The sequence below is a fragment of the Streptomyces sp. TLI_105 genome, assembly GCF_900105415.1.
Lineage (GTDB): Bacteria > Actinomycetota > Actinomycetes > Streptomycetales > Streptomycetaceae > Streptomyces.
Map to the genome: position 1 here is coordinate 3,473,167 of NZ_FNSM01000001.1, position 21,142 is coordinate 3,494,308.

Here is a 21,142-nt window from a genome sequence, read left to right on the forward strand (position 1 = left end):
TACCGACGGTCCGGTACCGGCGTCCCGGGGAGAGCGACCGCATTCCCGGCGGCACCCGGAAAGGTCCGCCCGGCGCCCGAAAAGGGCCGCCCTGTACGCGGAAAGGCCCACCCTGTGCGCGGGAGGGCCCACCGGTATTTCTCCGCCGCGTCATTCCCCGCGGCCGTGCCGCTTATCGCGCCGTGGGCGGCAGGAGTTCCACCGCGACGTCCGCCGGGAAGCCGGTCGTGGGGCCGGTGCGGCGGGCGAACTCCCGCACGCCCGCGAGTTGCTCGGGGCCGAAACGGAAGTCGAGCGTGCGGAAGTACCGCTCCAGGAGTTCGGCGTCGAAGGTCTCCCAGCGGGCGGCCTGCTCGGCGACCTTGGCGACCTCTTCGAGGGAGAGGTCGCGCGAGGCCAGGAACGCCTGGTGCACCTCGTGGACGGTCTCCGGCTCGCGTGCCAGGAAGTCCTTGCGCGCCGCCCACACGGCGAAGACGAACGGCAGGCCCGTCCACTCCTTCCACATGAGCCCCAGGTCGTGGACCTGGAGGCCGAGCCGGGGCGCGTCGTGCAGGGAGGCCCGGAGCGCGGCGTCGCCGATGAGGACGGCCGCCTCCGCCTCCTGCATCATCAGGCCGAGGTCCGGCGGGCAGGTGTAGTAGTCGGGCTCGACCCCGTACTGCTCGGCCAGGACCAGCTGGGCGAGGCGCACGGAGGTGCGGGAGGTGGAGCCGAGGGCCACGCGCGCGCGGTCGAGCTCCGCCAGGGGCCGCTGGGAGACGATCACGCAGGACATGACGGGCCCGTCGCAGCCGACGGCGATGTCGGGGAGCGCGACCAGGTCCTCCGCGTTCCGGAGGTACTCGACGAGGGTGATCGGCCCGATGTCGAGATCGCCCCGGACGAGCCGCTCGCTGAGCTTCTCCGGCGTGTCCTTGGTGAGCTCGAGATCGAGGAGCGTCCCGGTCCTGGCGAGGCCCCAGTAGAGGGGGAGGCAGTTCAGGAACTGGATGTGTCCGACGCGGGGCCGGCTGCGCTGGTGGTCGTCGGTTGCTTTGTCCACATCGCGAGGCTAGACCCGTCTCAGGGTGTGGGCATCGGCGGGGCACGCGCGTCAGCACACGGAACGGAATCAAACATGCGGGTGACGTGATCTTTCCCTCTACCGCCGCGAGCGTCCTGCGTGCTACGCTCAGCGCAAGTTGCAGTTTGGTTTCCCTTGCAGTACAGAGCCTGCGGAGCATGTGACCCGCAGGCTTTTGTAGTTTTCAGACTTGTTTGCAGGTTCTGGAGCAGGGCGACCCTTTGGCCCATAGGAGGGCTCATGGCTACCGGAACCGTGAAGTGGTTCAACGCTGAAAAGGGCTTCGGCTTCATCGCCCAGGACGGCGGCGGCCCGGATGTCTTCGTCCACTACTCCGCGATCAACGCGAACGGCTTCCGCTCGCTCGAGGAGAACCAGGTCGTGACCTTCGACGTCACGCAGGGCCCGAAGGGCCCGCAGGCGGAGAACGTCTCCCCGGCCTAAGTTGCCCGGGTCGGCGAACACGTACGACTAGAGCAGTACCCAAGGAGCCCCGCTCCGTGCCTCACGGCACGAGCCGGGGCTCCTGCCCTTTTCCGGGCCCGCACGGGGGCGGCTGCGCTTGCGGGCCGCCGGCGGGGAGGTGACCGTGGGGGGATGAACAGTGCCGGGCTGTTGGTCGACGCGTTCGGCCGGATCCGTGAGGTCGTCCACGAGGCCGTGGAGGGCCTCACGGACGACGAGCTCGCCGTACGCATCGATCCCGACGCGAATTCCGTGGCCTGGCTCGTCTGGCACCTCACCCGCGTCCAGGACGACCACCTCGCGGACGCCTTCGACACGGACCAGGTGTGGACCTCCGACGGCTGGGCGGACCGCTTCGGGCTGCCCTTCCCGAAGCGCGCCACCGGCTACGGGCAGACGAGCGCGCAGGTCGCCGAGGTCCGCGCGCCGGCGGAGCTGCTGCTCGGCTACCACGACGCCGTGCACGCCCGCACCGAGGAGCTGATCCGTACGGTCACGAACGCGGACCTGGACCGGATCGTCGACACCCGCTGGGACCCGCCGGTCACCCTCGGTGTGCGGCTGGTGTCGGTGATCGCGGACGACCTCCAGCACGCCGGGCAGGCGGCGTACGTCCGGGGTGCGGTGGAGCGGCGGGAAAGATCGTGACGGGTGCCGGGGGCGGCTGGTAGCGTCCGCCTCAGTCTTTCGCGCGAGGCGACGTTCCGGTTGGGGGGCACCACCGGCCGCCTCCGCGCGCCACGGCCGCCCCCCTCTGTCGGCGCGGCCACCCCGGGGAGGACCGCAGCTTTGTCGTATCGCCTTCGCGCATCCCGTTTCCGTACGCCCGGCCGGATGCTCGCCGTCGCCGTGGGCACCGCGCTCGCCGTCACCGTGGGCGGTGTCCTGACCGCCGTCCCGGCCGCGGCGGGCACCGTGGCGGAGGCGCAGGCGACGGCCGCCGTGGTGCCGTACCCCAAGGGGAGCGGGCTCTGGAGCCTGGGGAAGACCGGTTTCCTCACCTGGGACGACCTCGGCGCCACACCGCCCCGCTGGACCCGCTTCTCGGACGGGGTCTCGACCTCGTTCCCCGCCGGTCACTACGTCTTCGGCTCGCGCGACTCCGACACGGTGATCGACACGTGGCGCGGTGGCGTCACCCTCCGGGACATGGCGACGGGCACCGCACCGCTCTGGGTCGACCTGTCCACGGCCGGCCAGGGCGCCGAGCAGGCCGGTGCCGTCGGCTCGACCCTCTTCGTCACCACCACCAACGCCACCGGCGGCCAGAACCTCGACCTCTACGCCCCGGGCGACACCGCCCCGACGAAGCGGACCGTCACGGGTCTGCCGGCGAACGCGACCGGACTGTTCGCCGTCGGGGCCGCGGGCACCGACGCCCTCCTGTCGTACCGGACCGGCTCGGGGACGACGGCCCGCCACTACTGGGCCGTCCTCGACCTCACGACCGCCGCCGTCACCGCGCAGCGGGCACGGGCCTCCGACGGTGACCTCGCCCTCTCGGCGACGCACGTCGCCTGGACCGAGCAGACGGCGACCGGGGCCGCCACGGTGAACGTCCTGAACCGGGCCACCGGCCTGGTGCAGCGCATCGGCGCCGGAACGGGCGGCCTCACCGTCTCCCTGGTCGGCAACTGGGTGACGTACGCGCGCCCCGGCGGCCTGCGGGACTACTCCCCCGACCCACTGCACGCGCTGACCGCCCGCAACCTGACCACCGGGGAGACCCGCAAGCTCCTCGACCACGTGGTCACGGACATCGACGCGCCCGGCGACGCGATCGGCGTCCGCGGCGGCACGGCCGCGCAGGGCGAGGGCCTGTACCGGGTCGCGCCCGGCACCGGCGGCGTGCCGGTCGCCACGCTCGTCGCCTCCAGCGGCGAGCCGACGAAGGTGGCGCTCCTCGGCCACAGCATCCCGTCGGTGATCGACCTGAGCCGGACCAGGACCGTCGACCTGAAGTGGCGGCTCTCGCGGATCAACGTGGGGGGCACCCTCACCCTCCGCAACACCCGCACCGGCGACACCCTGGTCGACGACTTCTACCCCCTCTCCGAGCAGGCCGCCGACTTCACGTACGCCCACTACGTCTGGCAGGGCGACACGGGCTGGCCGGGCGACCCCAGCAGGTCGACGGGCGCGAAGCCCGGCACGTACACCTGGCGGATCGACGCCAAGCCGCTCAACGGCATCGGGCCGGACCTGGTCGCCTCCGGGTCCTTCAGCGTGATCCGCAGCCGGACGCAGCCGCACGACTTCGACGGCGACGGCTCGCCGGACCTGCTCGCCCGGGACACGGCGGGCCGCCTGTGGCTGGCCGACTCCTTCTACGAACGGGACGGCGGGTACACGCGGTTCATCGAGTCGTACTCCAAGGCCGTCAGCGGCGGCTGGAACATCTACGACCGCATCGAGGCCACCGGCGACCTCGGCGGCTCCGGCGTCGGCGACTTCGTCGCCCGCGACCGGGGCGGCGTGCTGTGGCTGTTCAAGGGCCGCGGGGACACCACCTTCAGCAGCCGCATCCGGATCGGCGGCGGCTGGAACATCTACGACCGGATCGCCGGCGGCAGCGACCTGACGGGCGACGGCCGGGCCGATCTCCTCGCCACCGACAAGGCGGGCGTCCTCTGGCTGCACCCGGGCACCGGAAGGGACACCGCCCCCTTCGCCGCGCGCCGGAAGCTCGGCATCGGCTGGGGGGTCTACACCCAGATCACCGCCGTCGGCGACCTCGCCGGGGGTCCCGCCGGGGACCTCGTGACCCGCGACCGGGCCGGTGTGCTCTGGCTGCACCTCGGCAAGGGGGACGGCACGCTCGCGCCCCGGACCCGGATCGGCGGCGGCTGGGGGGCGAGCTGGGACCTGGTGGGTCTCGGGGACGCCGACCGGGACGGCCGCGCCGACCTCTCCGTCTCGGAGGCGTACCTCTACCGGGGGACCGGCGACTGGCACGCTCCGCTGCGTGCGCGTGAGGAGACGTCCGCGCTGGTGTGGCACGACTCGACAGAGCCGTTCGACCTCTTCGCCTGACACGAACCCTTCGTCCCATCCACAGGGAGCAACAGATCTTGACCCACGTCCGACCCACTCGCCGGCGGCTGTTCGCCGCCGTCACCACCGTCCTCGCCGTGACCCTCGGCGCCGGTGCCCTGACGGCTCCCGCGACCGCGGCTCCCGCCGGCGTCGTCACGAGCACGGCGGGCACGGCGGCGGCCGCCGCCATCACCTTCCCCAAGAACTTCAAGGTCACGGGAGCCGGGCTCACCGGCTTCCTCTCGCAGAACCCCGACACCTACGCCACGCGCTGGACCTCGTACGCGACCGGCGCCTCGACGGGATACGACGGCCGCGTCTTCCTGCGCTCCTCGCGGACCACGGACTACCTGGTCTTCGTCGGCAACAGTCAGGTCACCCTCCGGAACCTGAGCACGATGTCCGTACTGGACGTCCCCATCAACTTCTCGGCCGGCGGGGCCACGTACGCCGGGGCCGCGGCGGACGCCGTGTTCACGTCCGTCACGCCCGAGGACGGACCTGCGGTGCTGCGGAAGCACACCAAGGACGGCGGCGACGTCGCGGTGACCGGCCTGCCGGCCGGCGCGACCGGCTTCGCGGTCGGTCCCGGCACCCCCGACGACGCCCTGGTCACCTTCACCGTGGGAACGGTGAACAAGTGGGGCCTGCTCGACCTCGCCACCGGCGCCGTCGACGAGATCCGCGACCGTCCCGCCGCCTCGCTCGACGGCGACGTCGCCGTCTCCGCGACCCGGGTGGCGTGGACCGAGTCCACCGCGACCCAGCGGATCTCGATCGTCCTCCTCGACCGCGCCACGGGCACGACCAAGCGCATCGCGCTGGACGACGTGGCGGCGTACGGCGTCCAGATCGGCCTGGTCGGCGACCGGGTGGTGTACGGCGAAGTCGACGGCCTCTCCGCCGGCGCCCCGAGCCCGCTGTACGCCCTCACCGCGATCGACCCGGCCACCGGGGCCAAGGTCAAGCTCCTCGACCACCTGACCTCGTCCGAGGCGGCGCCCGACGGCAGCCTGATGGTGCGCGGCGGCACGGTGGCGCAGGGCGAGGGCCTGTACAAGATCGCACCCAACGGCACCGGGAACCCGCTGGTCTCCCTCGTGGCGCCCACCGGCGAGCCGACCAAGGTCGTCATCGGGACGAACAACGTCCCCGCCGTCGTGGACCTCGACAAGAACCGCAGCCTGGCCTCCTTCACGTGGAACCTGTCCCGGACCTCGGTCGAAGTGGCGATGACGGTGCGCAACGTCCGGACCGGTCTGACCAGGACCCAGTACGACCCCTACCCGTACAACCCATGGGCGACCATGCACTGGGACGGCGAGCTGGGCCCCTCGGGTGTGAGCGCCCCCAACGGCGACTACACCTGGACGGTCACCGCCACCCCGGTCAACGGCATCGGCCCGGTCGCGACCGCCTCCGGCACCTTCAAGGTCGTCCGGAAGGTCGCTCCGCACGACTTCAACGACAACGGCACGCCGGACGTCCTCGCGCGGGACTCCGCCGGGCGGCTGTGGCGGCACGACTCGAACTACTCGGCCTACGCCAACAACGGCCAGCTCGTCGAACCCTCGACGCCCAAGCCCGCCCTGCTGGGCACCGGCTGGAACATCTACGACCGGATCGAGGCCGTCGGCAACGTCGGCGGGTCGGGCGTCGGCGACTTCGTCGCCCGCGACAAGACCGGCGTGCTGTGGCTGTTCAAGGGCCGGGGCGACGGCACGTTCGCCGGCCGCATCCGCATCGGCGGCGGCTGGAACACGTACACCCAGATCACCGGCGGCAGCGACTTCACGGGCGACGGCCGCTCCGACCTCGTCGGCATCGACAAGGCGGGCGTCTTCTGGCTGTACAAGGGCACCGGCCTCGACACGGCCCCCTACTCGGGGCGCGTCAAGCTCGGGGTGGGTTTCGGCATCTACGACCAGATCACCGCCGTCGGCAACATCGCGGGCGGCACCGCCGGGGACCTCGTCGCCCGGGACCGGTCCGGCGTGCTGTGGAGCTTCCTCGGCAACGGCAGGGGCGGCTTCGTGCCACGCACGAGGATCGGCGCCGGGTTCGGCGCGTACGACGACCTGATCGGCGTGGGCGACGCCGACCGCGACGGGCACAACGACCTGTACGTGCACGCGTACAACGGGGACTCGTACCTGTTCCGGGGCTCCAACGACTGGCAGGCACCCTTCCAGGGCCGCCAGCTCACGGGCGTGGCGTTCGTGTGGGGGTACTCCCCGGTCGCCTGACCTCCTGCCCTCCGGCTGCCCGTCTCCGAGCGCCCGTCCGGGCCTTCGGGGGCGGGCAGTTGGGCGTGCGGCGGGGGCGGGCGGGGGCTGCCGCGAGACGGGCTGAACTTTCCATGAATTCCCGTACAACCGTCCGGCCCTGTCGCGTGTCTGACCCTGCAGCACCTCGTGATCGATCTTGCTTCACGGGTCGTGCTCTATGGATTTCCGGGTGACGCGCCCTTCGCCGCGCGCACCCTCCTTGGGGGAGGAACGTTTCACTTGTTCAACACCGCCGTATCCCGTCGCCGCCTCGCCGCGGCCGTCACCGTCACCCTCGCCGTCACGCTCGGCGCCACCACCCTCAACGCCCCGGCGTTCGCCGCACCCGCCGCCGGCACCACCTCCGCCTCCGCTTCCGCCGAGGCCGCGACCGTGTTCCCGTTCCCGCGCGGCGCCGAGATCACCCTCGCGGGCAGCACCGGCTTCCTGGCCGGCGACGGCACGTGGACGCGGTACTCGGACGGCGCCACGTTCGCGCACCGCGGGGGACAGACGCCCACCGGCGCCCCGGACCTCATGGCGAGCACCCAGCCGTTCGAGTCCCACCTGTCGAACGCGGCCACGGGCGAGGTCCTGTTCAGCCTCAACACCCAGATCCAGGGGCCCATCGGCGAGTACGTGGGGGCCGCCGGCAGCGCGATCTTCACGGTCACGACCGAGAAGAAGTTCCTGATGCAGGCCAAGACCGGCGACCACATCACCACGACCCCGGTCACCGGCCTGCCCGCGGACGCCACGGACGTCTCGTTCTTCGCCGGCGACGCCGCCTTCGGCGTGGTGGACTACACCTCCGCGGCGGGGGGCACGGCCAAGAAGTACCGGGCGCTCGTCGACCTGAGCACCGGCGCCCTCACCGCCGAGGTCCACGAGATCCCGAAGTACATCTCGCAGGAGGTCGTCGTCTCGGAGAAGCTCCTCGTCTGGCCCGAGGGCTCCGACGTGGTCGTCACGACGCGCGCCACCGGCGCGCAGCAGCGCATCCCGGTCACCACCGGGGGGCGTTCCCTCAAGGTCGGCCTGGTCGGCGACTGGGTCACGTACGTACCGGCCGAGGCGCTGACGCCGGAGGGCTACGAGACGTACCCCCTGACCGCCCGCAACCTGACGACCGGCGACTCCCGCACGTTCCTCGCCCACGCCACCTCGGTCGCCGGCTCCCCGGACGGCTCGCTGCTCGTGCGCGGCGGCACCGTCGCGCAGGGCGAGGGCGTCTACCGCATCGCGCTCGGCGCCGACGGGATCCCGGCGTCCACCCTGATCGCCTCCACGGGCGAGGCCACCGCGGCCGTCCCGCTCGAACTGGTGAAGTCCACCGTCCCGGCCGTGGCCGACCTGGACCGGTCCGGAGCGTTCCCCCTCACATGGACGTTCTCGAGGGAGGTCTTCGGCAGCCTGGAGATCGAGCACAAGGCCAGCCACCGTCGGGTGGGGATCACCGGCAGCTCCTTCGACAAGGCCCTGGAGTTCGACCTCCAGCAGCCGTTCAACGAGGGCGCGCTGCCCAACGGCGACTACACGTGGAAGATCGAGGCCCGTCCCGAGGCCGACGCGGCCGGGTGGAAGACCTGGACCGGGACCTTCAAGATCGCCCGGAAGTCCCAGCCGCACGACTACAACGGCAACGGCTCCCCCGACCTGCTCACCCGCGACAGCGACGGGATGCTCTGGCGCCACGAGGCCGGTGTGCCGGCCAAGGCGATCCAGCGCGGCTGGAACGTGTACGACCGGATCGAGGCGGCCGGCAACCTCGGCGGCTCCGTCGACGGCGACATCGTCGGCCGCGACAAGGACGGCGTCCTCTGGCTCCACAAGGGCTTCGGCTACTTCTACGGCACCTTCACCAACGCCCGCGTCCGGATCGGCTCGGGCTGGAACGCGTACACGATCCTCGCGGGCGGCAGCGACGTCACCGGCGACGGCAAGCCCGACCTCCTCGGCGTCGACAGGAGTGGCGTGCTCCGCGTCCACACCGGCACCGGCAACGAGACCGCGCCGTTCGCGCCCGTCCGCAAGAGCGCCGGCACCGGCTGGGGCGTCTACAACGAGATCGCGGCCGTCGGCAACATCGCGGGCGGACCGGCCGGCGACCTCGTCGCCCGCGACCGCAGCGGCGTGCTGTGGCTGCACCTCGGCAAGGGCGACGGCACCTTCGCCCCGCGCACCCGCATCGGCGGCGGCTGGAACGCGTACACCCAGCTCGTCGGCATCGGTGACGCCAACCGCGACGGTCGCCCGGACCTGATCGCGCAGGGCGCGAGCGGCACGTTCCTCTACAAGGGCACCGGCAACTGGAAGACGCCGTTCACGGCGCCGCAGAAGCAGGAGCTGCTGGGCGGCAAGCCGCCGTACAACACCATCGCCTGACCCGCCCCGCGGGTCCGCCCATCGGGGCGGACCCGCAACACCCTCAGGGGGCACGGCTGCCTCCCCCCGCCTGCCCGTCTCCGATCGCCCGTCCGGGCCTTCGGGGGCGGGCAGTCGGGCGTGCGGCTGGGGGTGGGTGCGGGCTCCGTGCGGAAGGTCGAATTTTCTGTGAATCCCGGTACAACTATCCGCCCCGGTCCCGGGTCTGACCTTGCGGCACCTCGTGAACGATCTTCACCAGCCGTGCCCTGGAGATTTCCGGGTGACGCGCACCGCGCCGCGCTCACCCTCCTTGGGGGAGGAACGTTTCACTTGTTCAGCACCGCCGTATCCCGTCGCCGCCTCGCCGCGGCCGTCACCGTCACCCTCGCCGTCACGCTCGGCGCCGCCGCCCTGAGCGCGCCGACCGCCGGCGCCGCGACCGCCACCGCCGCCCGCCACGACTTCAACGGCAACGGCTCTCCCGACCTGCTGAAGATCGACCGGGACGGCAAGGTCTTCCGCTACGACCTCTCGTACGACGCGACCACCCGCAAGGCCTCCGCCAGGGCGCCCCTCGTCGCCTCCACCGGCTGGTCGCAGGGCTCCCGCATCGAGGCGACCGGCAACCTCGGCGGCTCCGCCGTCGGCGACGTCGTCACCATCGGCTACGACGGCTTCCTCAAGCTCCACAAGGGACGCGGCGACGGCACCTTCGACGCCCCCCTCCGGGTCAGCGGCGGGTGGCACACCTACAACCACCTCGTCGGCGGCGCCGACGTCACCGGCGACGGCAAGCCCGACCTGCTCGGTGTCTCCAACGTCGACAGCAGCCTGTACCTCCACACGGGCACCGGCAAGGACACCGCGCCCTTCCTCCCCGCACGCAAGAAGCTCGGCGGCGACTGGGGCGTCTACCACCACCTCGCCCTCGGTGACTTCGCCGGAACGAAGGCGGGCGACATCGTCGCCGTCGACCACAACGGCATCCTCTGGCTCCACCAGGGCAAGGGCGACGGCACCTTCGCCAACCGCACCCGCATCGGTGCGGGCTGGAAGGTCTACAAGGACATCGTGAGCGTCGGCGACGTCAACCGTGACGGCCGCGACGACCTGGTCGGCGTCGGCGCCGACAGTGCCGCCTTCTACAAGGGCACCAGCGCGTGGAGGGCGCCGTTCGCCCCGGCCCAGCCGTTCGCTCTGAACGCCATCGCCAACCCGTTTAACGATCTCTTCATCTGACCCTCGGGCCGGATCGGCAGCACACCCCGGGGGGACGGGCCCACGCCCGTACCCCCCTGCCCCGCGTCCCGTCACTCCGCCATTCCCCCTCCGAAGGAATCCCGTGCGACACACCCCCTCCTCCCGGCGGCTCACCGCGGCCGTCACCGCCGTCCTCGCCGTCACCCTCGGCGCCGCCTCCCTGACCGTCCCGGCCTCCGCCGCCCCGGCGGACGGCACCGGCACGACCGCGGGCGCCTCCGCCACGGCGGACGGCGTGATCTCGATGCCGGCCGCCACGCGGATCGTCAGCGCGGGCCCGTCCGGCTTCCTGACCGCGGCGCCCGCACCCGACAGCCCGACGAACGACCCCGTCTACAGCTGGACGAGCACCGTGGACGGCACCACCACCGCCCTGCCCACGCTGGGCGGCGGGGCCGTCTACTACGGCGGCTTCTCCGACCAGGTCGTGATGCGGCAGCCGACCGGTGGCTACCGCGTCTACGACATGTCGCAGCCGGGCGCGCCCTACGAGAGCTTCTCGGTGAACGGCAACCCCCTCACCCACGCGGCGATCGGCGGGACGGTCGTCCTCTCGTACCACGACGACGCCAGTCAGACCGGTTCGCTGTGGCTCACGAAGCGGGGCGTCGACGCGGCCTCCAACCGTCAGGTGAGCGGGCTGCCCGGCAACGTCCGGGTCCTCAGGGCCGAGCCGACCTCGCCCACCACCGTGGCCGTGCACTACACGACGCGCGACGCCGAGTCCGTCGTCCACCACCTCGTCGCCGTCGTCGACGTCACCACCGCGACCGTCGTCGAGCGCCGCGAGACGGGCAACGTGGTGTACTCGGCGGACTTCGACGCCAACGCCTCGTACCTGGCCTGGGTCGAGACCCTGATCAGCGGCAACGGCAGCCGGACCGCCACCCTCAAGTACGCGGAGCGCGCCGCCGAGGGCGCGGGCCCCCTGCTCGGCTCCGTCGACCTCGGCCCCTACGCGAACGCCTCCGTCGCCCTCCTCGGCAACGCGCTCGTCTACTCCGTGCCGGGCGCCGACGTGGCCACCGCACCCAACCCGCTGCTCGCGCTGAACGCCGTCAACGTCGTCAACGGCACCAAGTTCAAGCTGCTCGACACCGCCACCTCCGCCGTGCGCGCGCCCGACGGCAGCCTCCTCGTGCACGGCGGCACCCTCGCCCAGGGCGAGGGCGTCTACCGGCTCACGGCCGCCGAGGACGGCGGGATCACCGTCACGCTCGTCGCGAGCACGGGCCGGCCGACCGCCCTGAAGGTCCTGCACAGCAGCGTCCCGGCCGTCGTCGACTTCGACCGCACCAACGGCAAGGCCACCCTGGAGTGGCAGCTGTCCCGGCCGCTGGTCTCCGCCACGGTGAAGGTGCGTCACCTGCGCACCGGCAAGGTCGTGTTGGACCGCACCTTCGACTCCTTCAACGTGGACAGCCTGGGCTTCATCGAGGTCACGTGGGACGACCGCGTCGGCTACGAGCACGCCCCCAACGGCGACTACGCCGTGGAGTTCACCGCCACGCCGAAGAACGGCATCGGCCCGGCGGTGAAGCAGACCGATCCCCTGAAGATCGTGCGCAAGGCCAACCCGCACGACTTCAACGACAACGGCGCTCCGGACCTGCTCGCCCGCGACGCCGCCGGCGTGCTGTGGCGCGACGACGTCTTCAACTCGGAGGGCTCCTCCGCCGGCATCGACCTCGCCACGCGGACGAAGCTGGGCGCGGGATTCCAGGCGTACAACGCGATCGAGGCCGCGGGCAATCTGGCGGGCGGTGCGGCCGGCGACTTCGTGGCCCGGGACACCACCGGCGTGCTGTGGAGCTTCCTCGGCAAGGGCGACGGCACCTTCGTCAACCGGACCCGCGTCGGCGCCGGCTGGGGCGCCTACAACAAGATCGCGGCCGGCTCCGACCTGACCAGCGACGGCCGCCCCGACCTCGTCGCCGTCGACGGCGCGGGCGCCCTGTGGCTCCACAAGGCCACCGGCAACTGGGCCGCCCCCTACGCCACCCGCGTCAAGCTCGCCCCCTCCGGCTTCAACGCGTACAACCAGATCACCGCCGTCGGCAACATCGCGGGCGGACCGGCCGGCGACCTCCTCGCCCGCGACACGGCGGGCGTCCTGTGGCTCTTCGCGGGCAAGGGCGACGGCACCTTCGCCCCGCGCACCCGCGTCGGCGCCGGCTGGGGCGCGTACAAGCAGCTCGTCGGCGCCGGGGACATCAACCGGGACGGCATCCCCGACCTCGTCGCGTACGGCACCGAATCGCACGTGTACCTGGGCACGGGCAAGTGGGACGCCCCGCTGAGCGGCAAGCTGTTCGGCCAGCTCTACTACGGCGAGGGCGGCAGGTTCAACGCCCTCGCCTGACCTGCACCGCTCACTCGACTCCCGACCTGCCAAGGAAAGTGAACGTGAAGCACACCCGCATCTCCGGCCGCCGCCTCGCCGCCGCGCTCCTCACCCTCTCCACCGTCACGGCGGTCACGGGGACCCTCGTCACCGTCCCGGCCGTCGCGGCCGCCCCGGCCACCGCCGCCGGAGCACAGGCGACCGCCGAGGCGAACCTGCCCGTGGACGCCGACGTCGTCAGCGTCGGTGACACCGGCTACCTCACGTCCCGCAAGGACGAGGCCGGCACCACGATCCTGGAGTGGCACAAGTACGACGACGGCTCGGTGACGACGGTCGGCACCGGCATCCTCGGCTACGACAGCAACTCCGACCTGCTCGTGACGGGCGACGGCAGCACCTTCTCCATACGGGACATGAAGAACGGGGGCGCCTGGCGCGCGTCCTTCAACATCGGGGCCGAATTCCCCTCCGGCAGCACGAAGCTCGTCGGCGTGGTCAACGAGAACCTCTTCGTGAGCGTGTCGACCACCGAGGACTACCACGAGCTCTGGCAGCTCTCGAAGGTCAACGGCGTCACCAAGAAGAGCAAGCTCTCCTCCCGTCCCAAGAACATCGACTACAAGGTCGTCGCCTCCCACGGCAACAAGTTCGTCGTCCTGGGCAGCGTCCGGGAGCCGTACATCCCCACCGACCGGATCGTGTACTGGTCGGCCACGTCGGACGTGAACAACGGCTCGGTCGTCGACTGGGGCGGCAGCTCGGGCACCGCCCAGTGGGACCAGTCGTCGACCGGCGCCCTCACCGCGAACTGGCAGGCGTGGGTCCACGCGGCGCAGGAGGGCGGCCTGGAGATCAGCGCGAAGAAGCTCGGCACCACCACGGTCACGCGCATCCCCCTGACCGGCGAGCTGACCCGTGCCGTCGTCGCGGGCATCGTCGGGGACACGATCCTCTACGGCGTCCCGGGCACCGCCGCCGCGGAGGCGCCGAGCCCGCTGTACGCACGGAACCTCGCCGACGCGGGCGCCCAGCCGTACAAGGTCCTGGACAACTTCTCCAGCGCGGCCCACGCCCCCGACGGCTCCCTGCTCGTGCGCGGCTTCGGCTCGGACGGCGACGGTCTCTTCCGGATCACCGGCGGCGTCGGCGCCCGCCCGACGGTGACGCTCGAGAACCCCACCGGCCGGGTCATGGCCGTGCAGTTCACCGACGCCCAGGTCCCCACCTACGTCAGCCTGGAGAAGACCGGCACGACGGTCCCGATGGAGTGGACCCTGTCGCGGGGCAACGCCACCGCGGACCTCACGCTCACGCACGTCGCCACGGGCAAGAAGCTCACCAAGCGTCTGGCCGCGCCCGTCTCGGGCAACCGTTTCACCTACGTCTGGGACGGCGTCCTGGACGGCATCAGCGCCCCCAACGGCCCCTACACCTGGAAGGTCACCGCCACACCGACCGACGGCGTCGGCGGCCCGGCGAGCGTCTCGGGCACCCTCCAGGTCCAGCGCCAGGCCAACGCGCACGACTTCGACGACAACGGCTCGACCGACGTGCTCGCCCGGGACACCGCCGGTGTCCTGTGGCGCGACGACCTCTTCGACGGGCCGGTCAACGGTCAGATCAAGTCCGCCCGCCGGACGAAGCTGGGCGCGGGCTTCCAGGCGTACAACGCCATCGAGGCCGCCGGGAACCTCGCGGGCGGACCGGCCGGCGACTTCGTCGCCCGCGACACCACCGGCGTCCTGTGGAGCTTCCTCGGCAAGGGCGACGGCACCTTCGTCAACCGGACCCGGATCGGCGCGGGCTGGGGCTCCTACAACAAGATCGCGGCCGGCTCCGACCTGACCGGCGACGGCCGCCCCGACCTCGTCGCCGTCGACACCTCCGGCGCCCTGTGGCTCCACAAGGCCACCGGCAACTGGGCCGCCCCCTACGCCACCCGGATCAAGCTCGCCTCCGCCGGCTTCAACGCGTACAACCAGATCACCGCCGTCGGGAACACGGCGGGCGGCGCGGCCGGCGACCTCGTGGCCCGCGACACGGCGGGCGTCCTGTGGCTGTTCCTCGGCAAGGGCGACGGCACCTTCGCGCCCCGCATCAAGGTCGGCGCCGGCTGGGGCGTCTTCTCCCAGCTCGCCTGGGCGGGCGACCTCGACAACGACGGTCGCGGCGACCTGATCGGGTACGGATCGGGCGGCACGTGGGCGTACCTCGGCACGGGCAGCACGACGACCCCGTTCACGCGGGTGGCGACGAGCCTGTACGCGGGCGAGGGCACGAAGTTCAACGCGGTCTCCTGACGGTCGCGTAGGCATACAACCTTTCGAGCTCCTCGTGAGTCCTGCGGGCGTGGCGTTCTCCGCCACGCCCGCAGCTCCTGGGGAGGACCACCGCTTTGACCCGCACGCACAGACCCCGCCGCCACCGCCTCGCGACGGCCGTGGCCGTCGCACTCGCCGTGACGGCGGGGCCGCTGGCCGCCGTTCCGGCCGTGGCGACGACCTCGGCCGTGACGGCCGAGCAGGCCGCGCAGGAGGAGGTCCTCCCCTTCCTGAACGACTCGTCGATCGTCGGGACCGGCCCGACGGGCTTCCTGACCCGCCACACCGACTCCACCTACCGGTGGACGCGGTACGCGGACGGCGTCACCACCACGCTGCCCACGGGCAGCTACCGGTCGAGCCGGCAGACGGACATCGTCACGAAGGTCGACGGCACCGTCTACACGATGTACGACATGGCCACCGGCGCCGAGCCCGTGGTGATCGACCTCAGCCCCGGCGAGGGCTATGGCGCCGCGCAGCCCGTCGGATCCGTCCTCCTCACGACGAAGGCCGACGAGACCGGCCACCGTGGCCTGCACCTCGTCCGCAAGACCCAGGGCACCGTCGTCGACGACAAGGTGACGGGCTTCCCGGCGGACGTCGTCTTCACGCACATCGACCTGGACTCGCCCGACACCGCCGTGGCCCTCTACACCACCACCGTGGACGGAACCTCGAGGAACCGCGTCGCCGTCGTGGACCTCGCCACCCACACCGTCGTGGAGGAACACGACACGGAGCGGGTCACGCGGAACTCCGACACCGCGCTGTCGGCCACCCACCTCGCCTGGGTCGAGAAGCCCACGGAAGCCACGAGCACCCTCGTCACGGTCCGCCGGGACACGGGCGAGACCCGGCGCATCCCGCTGGGCAACACCGGATTCGTGACAGTCGACCTCGTGGGCGACTGGCTGACGTACGGGCAGCCGGGCGGAACCACGGCCACCTTGCCCAGCCCCCTGTGGGCGCTGACCGCCCGCTCCCTGACGACCGGCGCCACCCTCCCGCTCATGGACGCCTTCACGAACTCCACGACGGGACCCGACGGCACCCAGCTCGTGCGCGGCGGAACCCTCGCACAGGGCGAGGGCCTGTACAGGATCTCCGCCGGAGCCGACGGCGCTCCGGTCGTCACCCGCGTGGCGAACGCCGGGACGCCCACCGCCCTCGAAGTCGGCCCCGACAGCGTCCCCGGGACGATCGACCTCGACCGCACCCCCGTCCCGGTCCCCTTCACCTGGACGGTGAGCCTGACGAGGGTCAGGGCGCGCCTCGAACTCGTCCACACGGCGACGGGGAAGAAGTCGACGACGACCTCCTTCCAGTTCTCCGACGGCTCCATGAGGGCGCAGTGGAACGGCGCGTTCACCGACGGCACCCCCGTCTCCAACGGCGCCTACACATGGCGACTGACGGTCACGCCGTACAACGGCGTCGGCCCGGCCGTGGAACGGTCCGGCACCCTCACGGTCGTCCGCAAGCCCCACCCGCACGACTTCACCGACAACGGCGCCCCGGACCTCCTCGTCCGGACCAGCGACGGCCGGCTGACGCTCTTCGAAGAGCGCCTGGACCTCTCCTCCCCCACCTGGGCCACACCGCCCACGGCAGCCCCCACCCCGGGCTGGAACATCTACGACCGGCTCCTCGCCCCCGGAAACTTCGGCGGCTCCCCGCACGCCGACATCTTCGCCCGCGACAAGAGCGGCGTCCTCTGGCTCCACCAGGGCACCGGCAAGGGCCTCGCGCCGCGCGTGAAGGTCAGCGCCGGCTGGCAGATCTACGACAAGCTCACCGGCGGCAGCGACGTCACCGGCGACGGCCGCCCCGACCTCCTCGCCACCGACAAGGCCGGCGTCCTGTGGCTCCACCCGGGCACCGGCTCCGCCGCCGCGCCCTTCGCCCCACGGAAGAAGATCAGCGGCGGCTGGGGCATCTACAACAGCCTCGCCGCCACCGGGAACATCGGCGGCGGCCCCGCCGGGGACTTCGTCGCCCGCGACAAGTACGGCGTCCTCTGGCTCTTCCTCGGCAAGGGTGACGGCACGTTCGCCCCGCGCACCCGCGTCGGCAACGCCTGGGGCTGGCCCTCCGACCTCTTCGGCATCGGGGACACCGACCACGACGGCCGCGACGACCTGATCGCGTACCACGCCGGCGGCTTCGCGGACCTGTTCAAGGGCACCGGCGACTGGCGCGCGCCCTTCACCCGGGTCGAGACGATCTACATGACCGAGGACAACGTCTCGGCCCCCGTCACGGTCTTCTGACCGACGTCGGCACGGTCGCCCAGACCGTCTTGCCGACCGACCGGTCCTTCACGCCCCACGCCGTGGCGAGGGCGGCGACGAGCAGCAGCCCGTAGCCGCCCTCGTCCGGTTCCGGGGCGGGAACCGGCCGCCGCTCACCCCGCGCGTCGGACAGCTCGACCCGTACGTGGTCGTCCGCCCGCTCCATCCGCACCTCGAAGTCCCGCCCCGGCACCCACCCGTGCTGGACGGCGTTGTTGGCGAGCTCGGCGACGACGAGGGCGGTGGAGTCGGCGGGGGTCCCGGTGACGCCCCAGTCACGGAGCTGCTGCACGGCGAGTAACCGCGCCAGGCGTGCGCCCCGGCGCGTTGCCGTGAGCCGGAGCGTGAACTCACCGGTTGGGGTGGCGGTTTCGGATTTCATGCCCCCGAGCCTGGGGCCCCGGCCGTACGCTGACCAGCAGCGACGCCACGACGCTGGGTAACTGTACGGGTACGCCAAGAGGGCGGTACGGATGTCGGGGAACGAGGAGGAGCGGCCGGAACGGCCCTCCGAGGTGGACGGCACGGCGCACCTTTTCCGGGCGCTGGGGAAACAGATCAAGGCGCTGCGGAGGAACGCGGGCCTGAGCCAGGCGGAGCTGGCGGAGATCGCGCACTGCAGCGAGGACCTGATCTCCGCGATCGAGCGAGGGGTGCGAGTCCCCCAGCCGGACTTCCTGGTCCAGCTCGACCCGATCCTCGGGGCGGGCGGGGTCCTTGCGGCTGCGGCGGATGACGCGCGGGAGGCCGTTTCCCGGGCGCGGGTGCGGCATCCGGACTGGTTCCGGAGCTTCGCGAAGGCGGAGGCGGAGGCGGTGGCCCTGCACTACTACGAGGTGCAGGCGGTACCGGGCTTGTTGCAGACGCACGCGTACGCGCGGGCCGTCATGCGTCACCGTCGCCCCGTCTGGGACGAGGAGACGATCGACAAGTGGGTAGCTGACCGCATGGCTCGGCAGACGCTACTCGACAAGTGGCCGCCGACGACGGTCAGCTTCGTCCTTGAGGAGGCTGTCCTGCGTCGTCCCACCGGGGGCCTGCGGATCCACCGCGAACAGCTCCGACACATCGCTGATGTCGCGGGCCGCCGCACGGTTCATCTCCAGGTGATGCCACTGGCCAAGGACGACCACCCCTCCCTCGACGGCGCCTTCACGCTCCTGACTCCCAAGGGGCGGCGGGAGGTCGCGTATACCGAGATCTACGGGCATCCTCGGCTGATCACCGACCCAGAAGAGGTGCGCGTGTACACCGAGCGCTATGGGATCCTGCGGTCACAGGCACTCTCGCCCCACGAGTCCCTGGAGTTGATCGAAAAGATGCTGGGAGAGCTATGAGCACCGCGGATCTGGCCTGGTTCAAGAGCAGCTACAGCAGCGGCGAAGGCGGCAACTGCATCGAAGTCGCCTACGACTGGCGCAAGTCCAGCTATAGCGGCGGCGAAGGCGGCAACTGCGTCGAAGTCGCCGCCCACCCCACCCTCGTCCACATCCGCGACTCCAAGAACCCCCACGGCCCCCAGCTCGCCGTCTCCCCCGCCTCCTGGGCCGCGTTCGTGGACGTAGCATCCCGGGCGTGAACTCCATAAAGTTCGTTCTCTTCGACGTCGACGGCACCCTCATGGACGCCGTCGAGAACCAGCGGCGCGTCTGGCACGAGTGGGCCGCGCGGTACGGGCTCGCCGGGGGCGAGGTGTACGCCACGGCGCTGCGGACGCGCCCCGTGGAGACCTTCGCCGCCGTCGTGCCGGGCGAGGACCCGGAGGAGTGCCTCGCCCTCCTGCACGCGCTGGAGGACGAGGACGTCCGTACGGGCTCGTACGCGGCCTTCGAGGGGGCGGCGGAGCTGCTCGCCGGCCTCCCGGCGGACCGGTGGGCGCTCGTGACGTCGAACTACGAGCACCGGGTGCGGGGGCGGTTCGAGCGGACCGGGCTGCCGATGCCCGGGCTCGTCATCGACGCGGCCTCCGTGGCCGAGGGCAAGCCGTCGCCCGTCCCGTACCTCACCGCCGCCGAGAAGCTGGGCGCGGACCCGGCGGAGTGCCTGGTGATCGAGGACGCGCCGTCCGGGGTGCGGTCGGGTCTGGACGCCGGGATGACGGTCTGGACGGTCAACACCCCGGCCCCGCACCCGGACGCGCACCACCATTTCCCGACCCTGGCGGAGGCGGCGCCGCGCATCCTGGGCGCCCTCTCCTAGGGCTGGAATACGCCTGTGCGGTGGGAAGTTGGACCGGGACATGCAACGTGATCCGGAACCGTCCGGCGGTATCCATCCCCTGCTTGCGGGACGGTTCAGCCCCTACCAGTTCGACGCGTCGGCCGCCGTCGACGACGACGCCCTGCGGCTGCTGCTGGAGGCCGCGCGGTGGGCGCCGTCCGCCGGGAACTCCCAGCCGTGGGGCTTCTTCGCGAGCCGGCCCGGGGAGCCGGACCACGAGCGGGTGGTCCGGCACCTCGCGCCCAGCTCGGCCCGGTGGGCGACGAACGCGGGACTGCTCGTCGTCACGCTGGCGCGACGGCATGTGGGCGACACGGAGCTGCTCTACTCGGAGTTCGCGGACTACGACCTGGGCCAGGCCATCGCCCACATGACCCTCCAGGCCGAGGCGCTGGGCCTGGCCTCGCACCAGTTCCGGGCCTTCGACATGGAGGGCCTCACGAAGGAACTGGGCCCGAGCCCGGGATGGTCGATCGTCTCGATGATCGCGCTGGGGAAGGCGGCCGGAGAGCCGCCGGAGGGACGCGACCGGCGCAGCGTCGCGGATCTACTGGCCGCGCCCTGGGCCTTCTGACGGAGCCGTCGCCCGGGTTCTCCGGGTGGGCGTGCTTCGTGGGCTTCTGGTGGGACCGCCCTCTTTCCGAGAGTCGCTCCTTCCGGCGGCGCGTCAAGGGCGCCTACGGCGTCGCTTCGCGATGGGCTGCGCCCACCCTTGACCCACCACCTCCAGGAGCGAAAGACCTCTCGGAGGGCGGTCCGGGGGCCGGGGTCCACGCCGGGCTCCGGGCAGCGGCGGAGGCCGGGACGGCGGCCGACGGGTTGGTGGGTGGGGGCTGGGTTCGCGGCCGGGGCGGGTGGGACCGGCCCGCTCCGTCCTGGGTGCGCGGTCGTGGAATGGGGCGGCCCGGGTCGGCTCAGCGGCTGAGGGCCGTCCGTTGGCCGGGCTTCAGGCCCCGCTGGTCACCGCCGGGGGGAGAGGCGCGAACAAGCCAGCTCTACTCCCGGTAACCACCCCCGGACAGGACCCAAAAGAGGCACATCACCCAACCCGTCCGAGTTACTGCGGGAAACCACCCCCACAGTGACCAGCGGGGCCTGAAGCCCGACCACGAGACGGCCGTCAGCCGCCGAGCACCGCCGGGCCGTCCCATTCCACTGCCGCGCACCCCGAGCCGAGGGAAAGAGCCCCACCCGCCCCGGCCGCGAACCGAGCCCCCACCCACCGGTCCGACAGCCGCCCTCCCGCCCCCGCCGCTGCCCGGGCCCCGCGCGGCCCCGCCCCCGGCCGCCCTCCGAGTGTGAAAAGGCGGCCTCCGCCGCCGGGTCAAGGGTGGGCGCAGCCCATCGCGCAGCGACGCGACGCAGGAGCGCCCTTGACGCGGTGGTGGAGGCCGCCACACTCGGAAAGAGGGCGGCCACACCAGAAGCCCACGAAGCCGGCCCACTCCGAGCACCCACCCCGATCCCCTGCCACCCGCGCGGGCCCCACCCTGCCCCTC

At 72.1% G+C, this 21,142-nt stretch carries 15 protein-coding genes; 13 read left to right on the plus strand and 2 right to left on the minus strand.

Going from position 1 to position 21,142, the window contains the following annotated elements; translation table 11 throughout:
- Positions 1-172: 172 nt before the first annotated feature.
- Positions 173-1,045 (minus strand): menaquinone biosynthetic enzyme MqnA/MqnD family protein, encoded by an 873-nt coding sequence (locus BLW86_RS15795; protein WP_093874632.1) that lies wholly within the window; start codon positions 1,043-1,045, stop codon positions 173-175.
- 261 nt (positions 1,046-1,306) lie between these two features.
- On the opposite strand from BLW86_RS15795, the gene BLW86_RS15805 reads away from it, so the two are divergent.
- From BLW86_RS15805 to BLW86_RS15845, 9 genes are all read left to right on the plus strand, one after another.
- Complete coding sequence (locus tag BLW86_RS15805) at positions 1,307-1,510, plus strand: cold-shock protein (protein ID WP_041130679.1); 204 nt, start codon at positions 1,307-1,309, stop codon at positions 1,508-1,510.
- 153 nt (positions 1,511-1,663) lie between these two features.
- Positions 1,664-2,179, plus strand: coding sequence for a mycothiol transferase (locus tag BLW86_RS15810; RefSeq protein ID WP_143060251.1), 516 nt, complete (start codon positions 1,664-1,666; stop codon positions 2,177-2,179).
- A gap of 186 nt (positions 2,180-2,365) precedes the next feature.
- Entirely contained in the window at positions 2,366-4,564 is a 2,199-nt protein-coding gene (locus BLW86_RS15815; RefSeq protein WP_093874634.1) for an FG-GAP repeat domain-containing protein, read from the plus strand.
- A 38-nt stretch (positions 4,565-4,602) separates the two neighbouring features.
- Positions 4,603-6,813, plus strand: a complete 2,211-nt coding sequence (locus BLW86_RS15820; RefSeq protein WP_093874635.1) for an FG-GAP repeat domain-containing protein — start codon at positions 4,603-4,605, stop codon at positions 6,811-6,813.
- Positions 6,814-7,074: 261 nt separating this feature from the next.
- The gene (locus tag BLW86_RS15825; protein ID WP_093874636.1) at positions 7,075-9,219 is read left to right on the plus strand and encodes an FG-GAP repeat domain-containing protein; all 2,145 of its coding nucleotides are present in this window, start codon (positions 7,075-7,077) and stop codon (positions 9,217-9,219) included.
- 312 nt (positions 9,220-9,531) lie between these two features.
- The gene (locus BLW86_RS15830) at positions 9,532-10,440 is read left to right on the plus strand and encodes an FG-GAP repeat domain-containing protein (protein WP_093874637.1); all 909 of its coding nucleotides are present in this window, start codon (positions 9,532-9,534) and stop codon (positions 10,438-10,440) included.
- Positions 10,441-10,543: 103 nt separating this feature from the next.
- Positions 10,544-12,823 carry an FG-GAP repeat domain-containing protein gene (locus BLW86_RS15835; RefSeq protein ID WP_093874638.1) on the plus strand — a complete coding sequence of 760 codons (2,280 nt, stop codon included), beginning with the start codon at positions 10,544-10,546 and terminating at the stop codon, positions 12,821-12,823.
- 44 nt (positions 12,824-12,867) lie between these two features.
- Positions 12,868-15,108 carry an FG-GAP repeat domain-containing protein gene (locus BLW86_RS15840; protein ID WP_256341324.1) on the plus strand — a complete coding sequence of 747 codons (2,241 nt, stop codon included), beginning with the start codon at positions 12,868-12,870 and terminating at the stop codon, positions 15,106-15,108.
- A gap of 95 nt (positions 15,109-15,203) precedes the next feature.
- Positions 15,204-17,402, plus strand: a complete 2,199-nt coding sequence (locus BLW86_RS15845; RefSeq protein WP_093874640.1) for an FG-GAP repeat domain-containing protein — start codon at positions 15,204-15,206, stop codon at positions 17,400-17,402.
- Here the strand turns inward: BLW86_RS15845 and BLW86_RS15850 are convergent.
- Entirely contained in the window at positions 17,389-17,805 is a 417-nt protein-coding gene (locus tag BLW86_RS15850) for an ATP-binding protein (protein ID WP_093874641.1), read from the minus strand. The genes BLW86_RS15845 and BLW86_RS15850 overlap by 14 nt on opposite strands.
- A gap of 91 nt (positions 17,806-17,896) precedes the next feature.
- Here BLW86_RS15850 and BLW86_RS15855 point away from each other — a divergent pair, with 91 nt between their 5' ends.
- Genes BLW86_RS15855 through BLW86_RS15870 form a run of 4 tightly spaced genes read left to right on the plus strand, consistent with a single transcriptional unit; the run spans position 17,897 to position 20,217 of the window.
- Positions 17,897-18,760: a helix-turn-helix domain-containing protein gene (locus BLW86_RS15855; RefSeq protein ID WP_093874642.1), complete on the plus strand. Its 864-nt coding sequence runs from the start codon at positions 17,897-17,899 to the stop codon at positions 18,758-18,760.
- A complete protein-coding gene (locus BLW86_RS15860; protein ID WP_093874643.1) occupies positions 18,757-19,002 on the plus strand; it encodes a DUF397 domain-containing protein in 246 nt (81 codons plus the stop codon). The genes BLW86_RS15855 and BLW86_RS15860 overlap by 4 nt, the downstream gene beginning before the upstream one ends.
- A complete protein-coding gene (locus tag BLW86_RS15865) occupies positions 18,999-19,622 on the plus strand; it encodes an HAD family hydrolase (protein WP_093874644.1) in 624 nt (207 codons plus the stop codon). The genes BLW86_RS15860 and BLW86_RS15865 overlap by 4 nt, the downstream gene beginning before the upstream one ends.
- A 40-nt stretch (positions 19,623-19,662) precedes the next feature.
- Positions 19,663-20,217: a nitroreductase family protein gene (locus tag BLW86_RS15870; RefSeq protein ID WP_093874645.1), complete on the plus strand. Its 555-nt coding sequence runs from the start codon at positions 19,663-19,665 to the stop codon at positions 20,215-20,217.
- Positions 20,218-21,142: the final 925 nt, after the last annotated feature.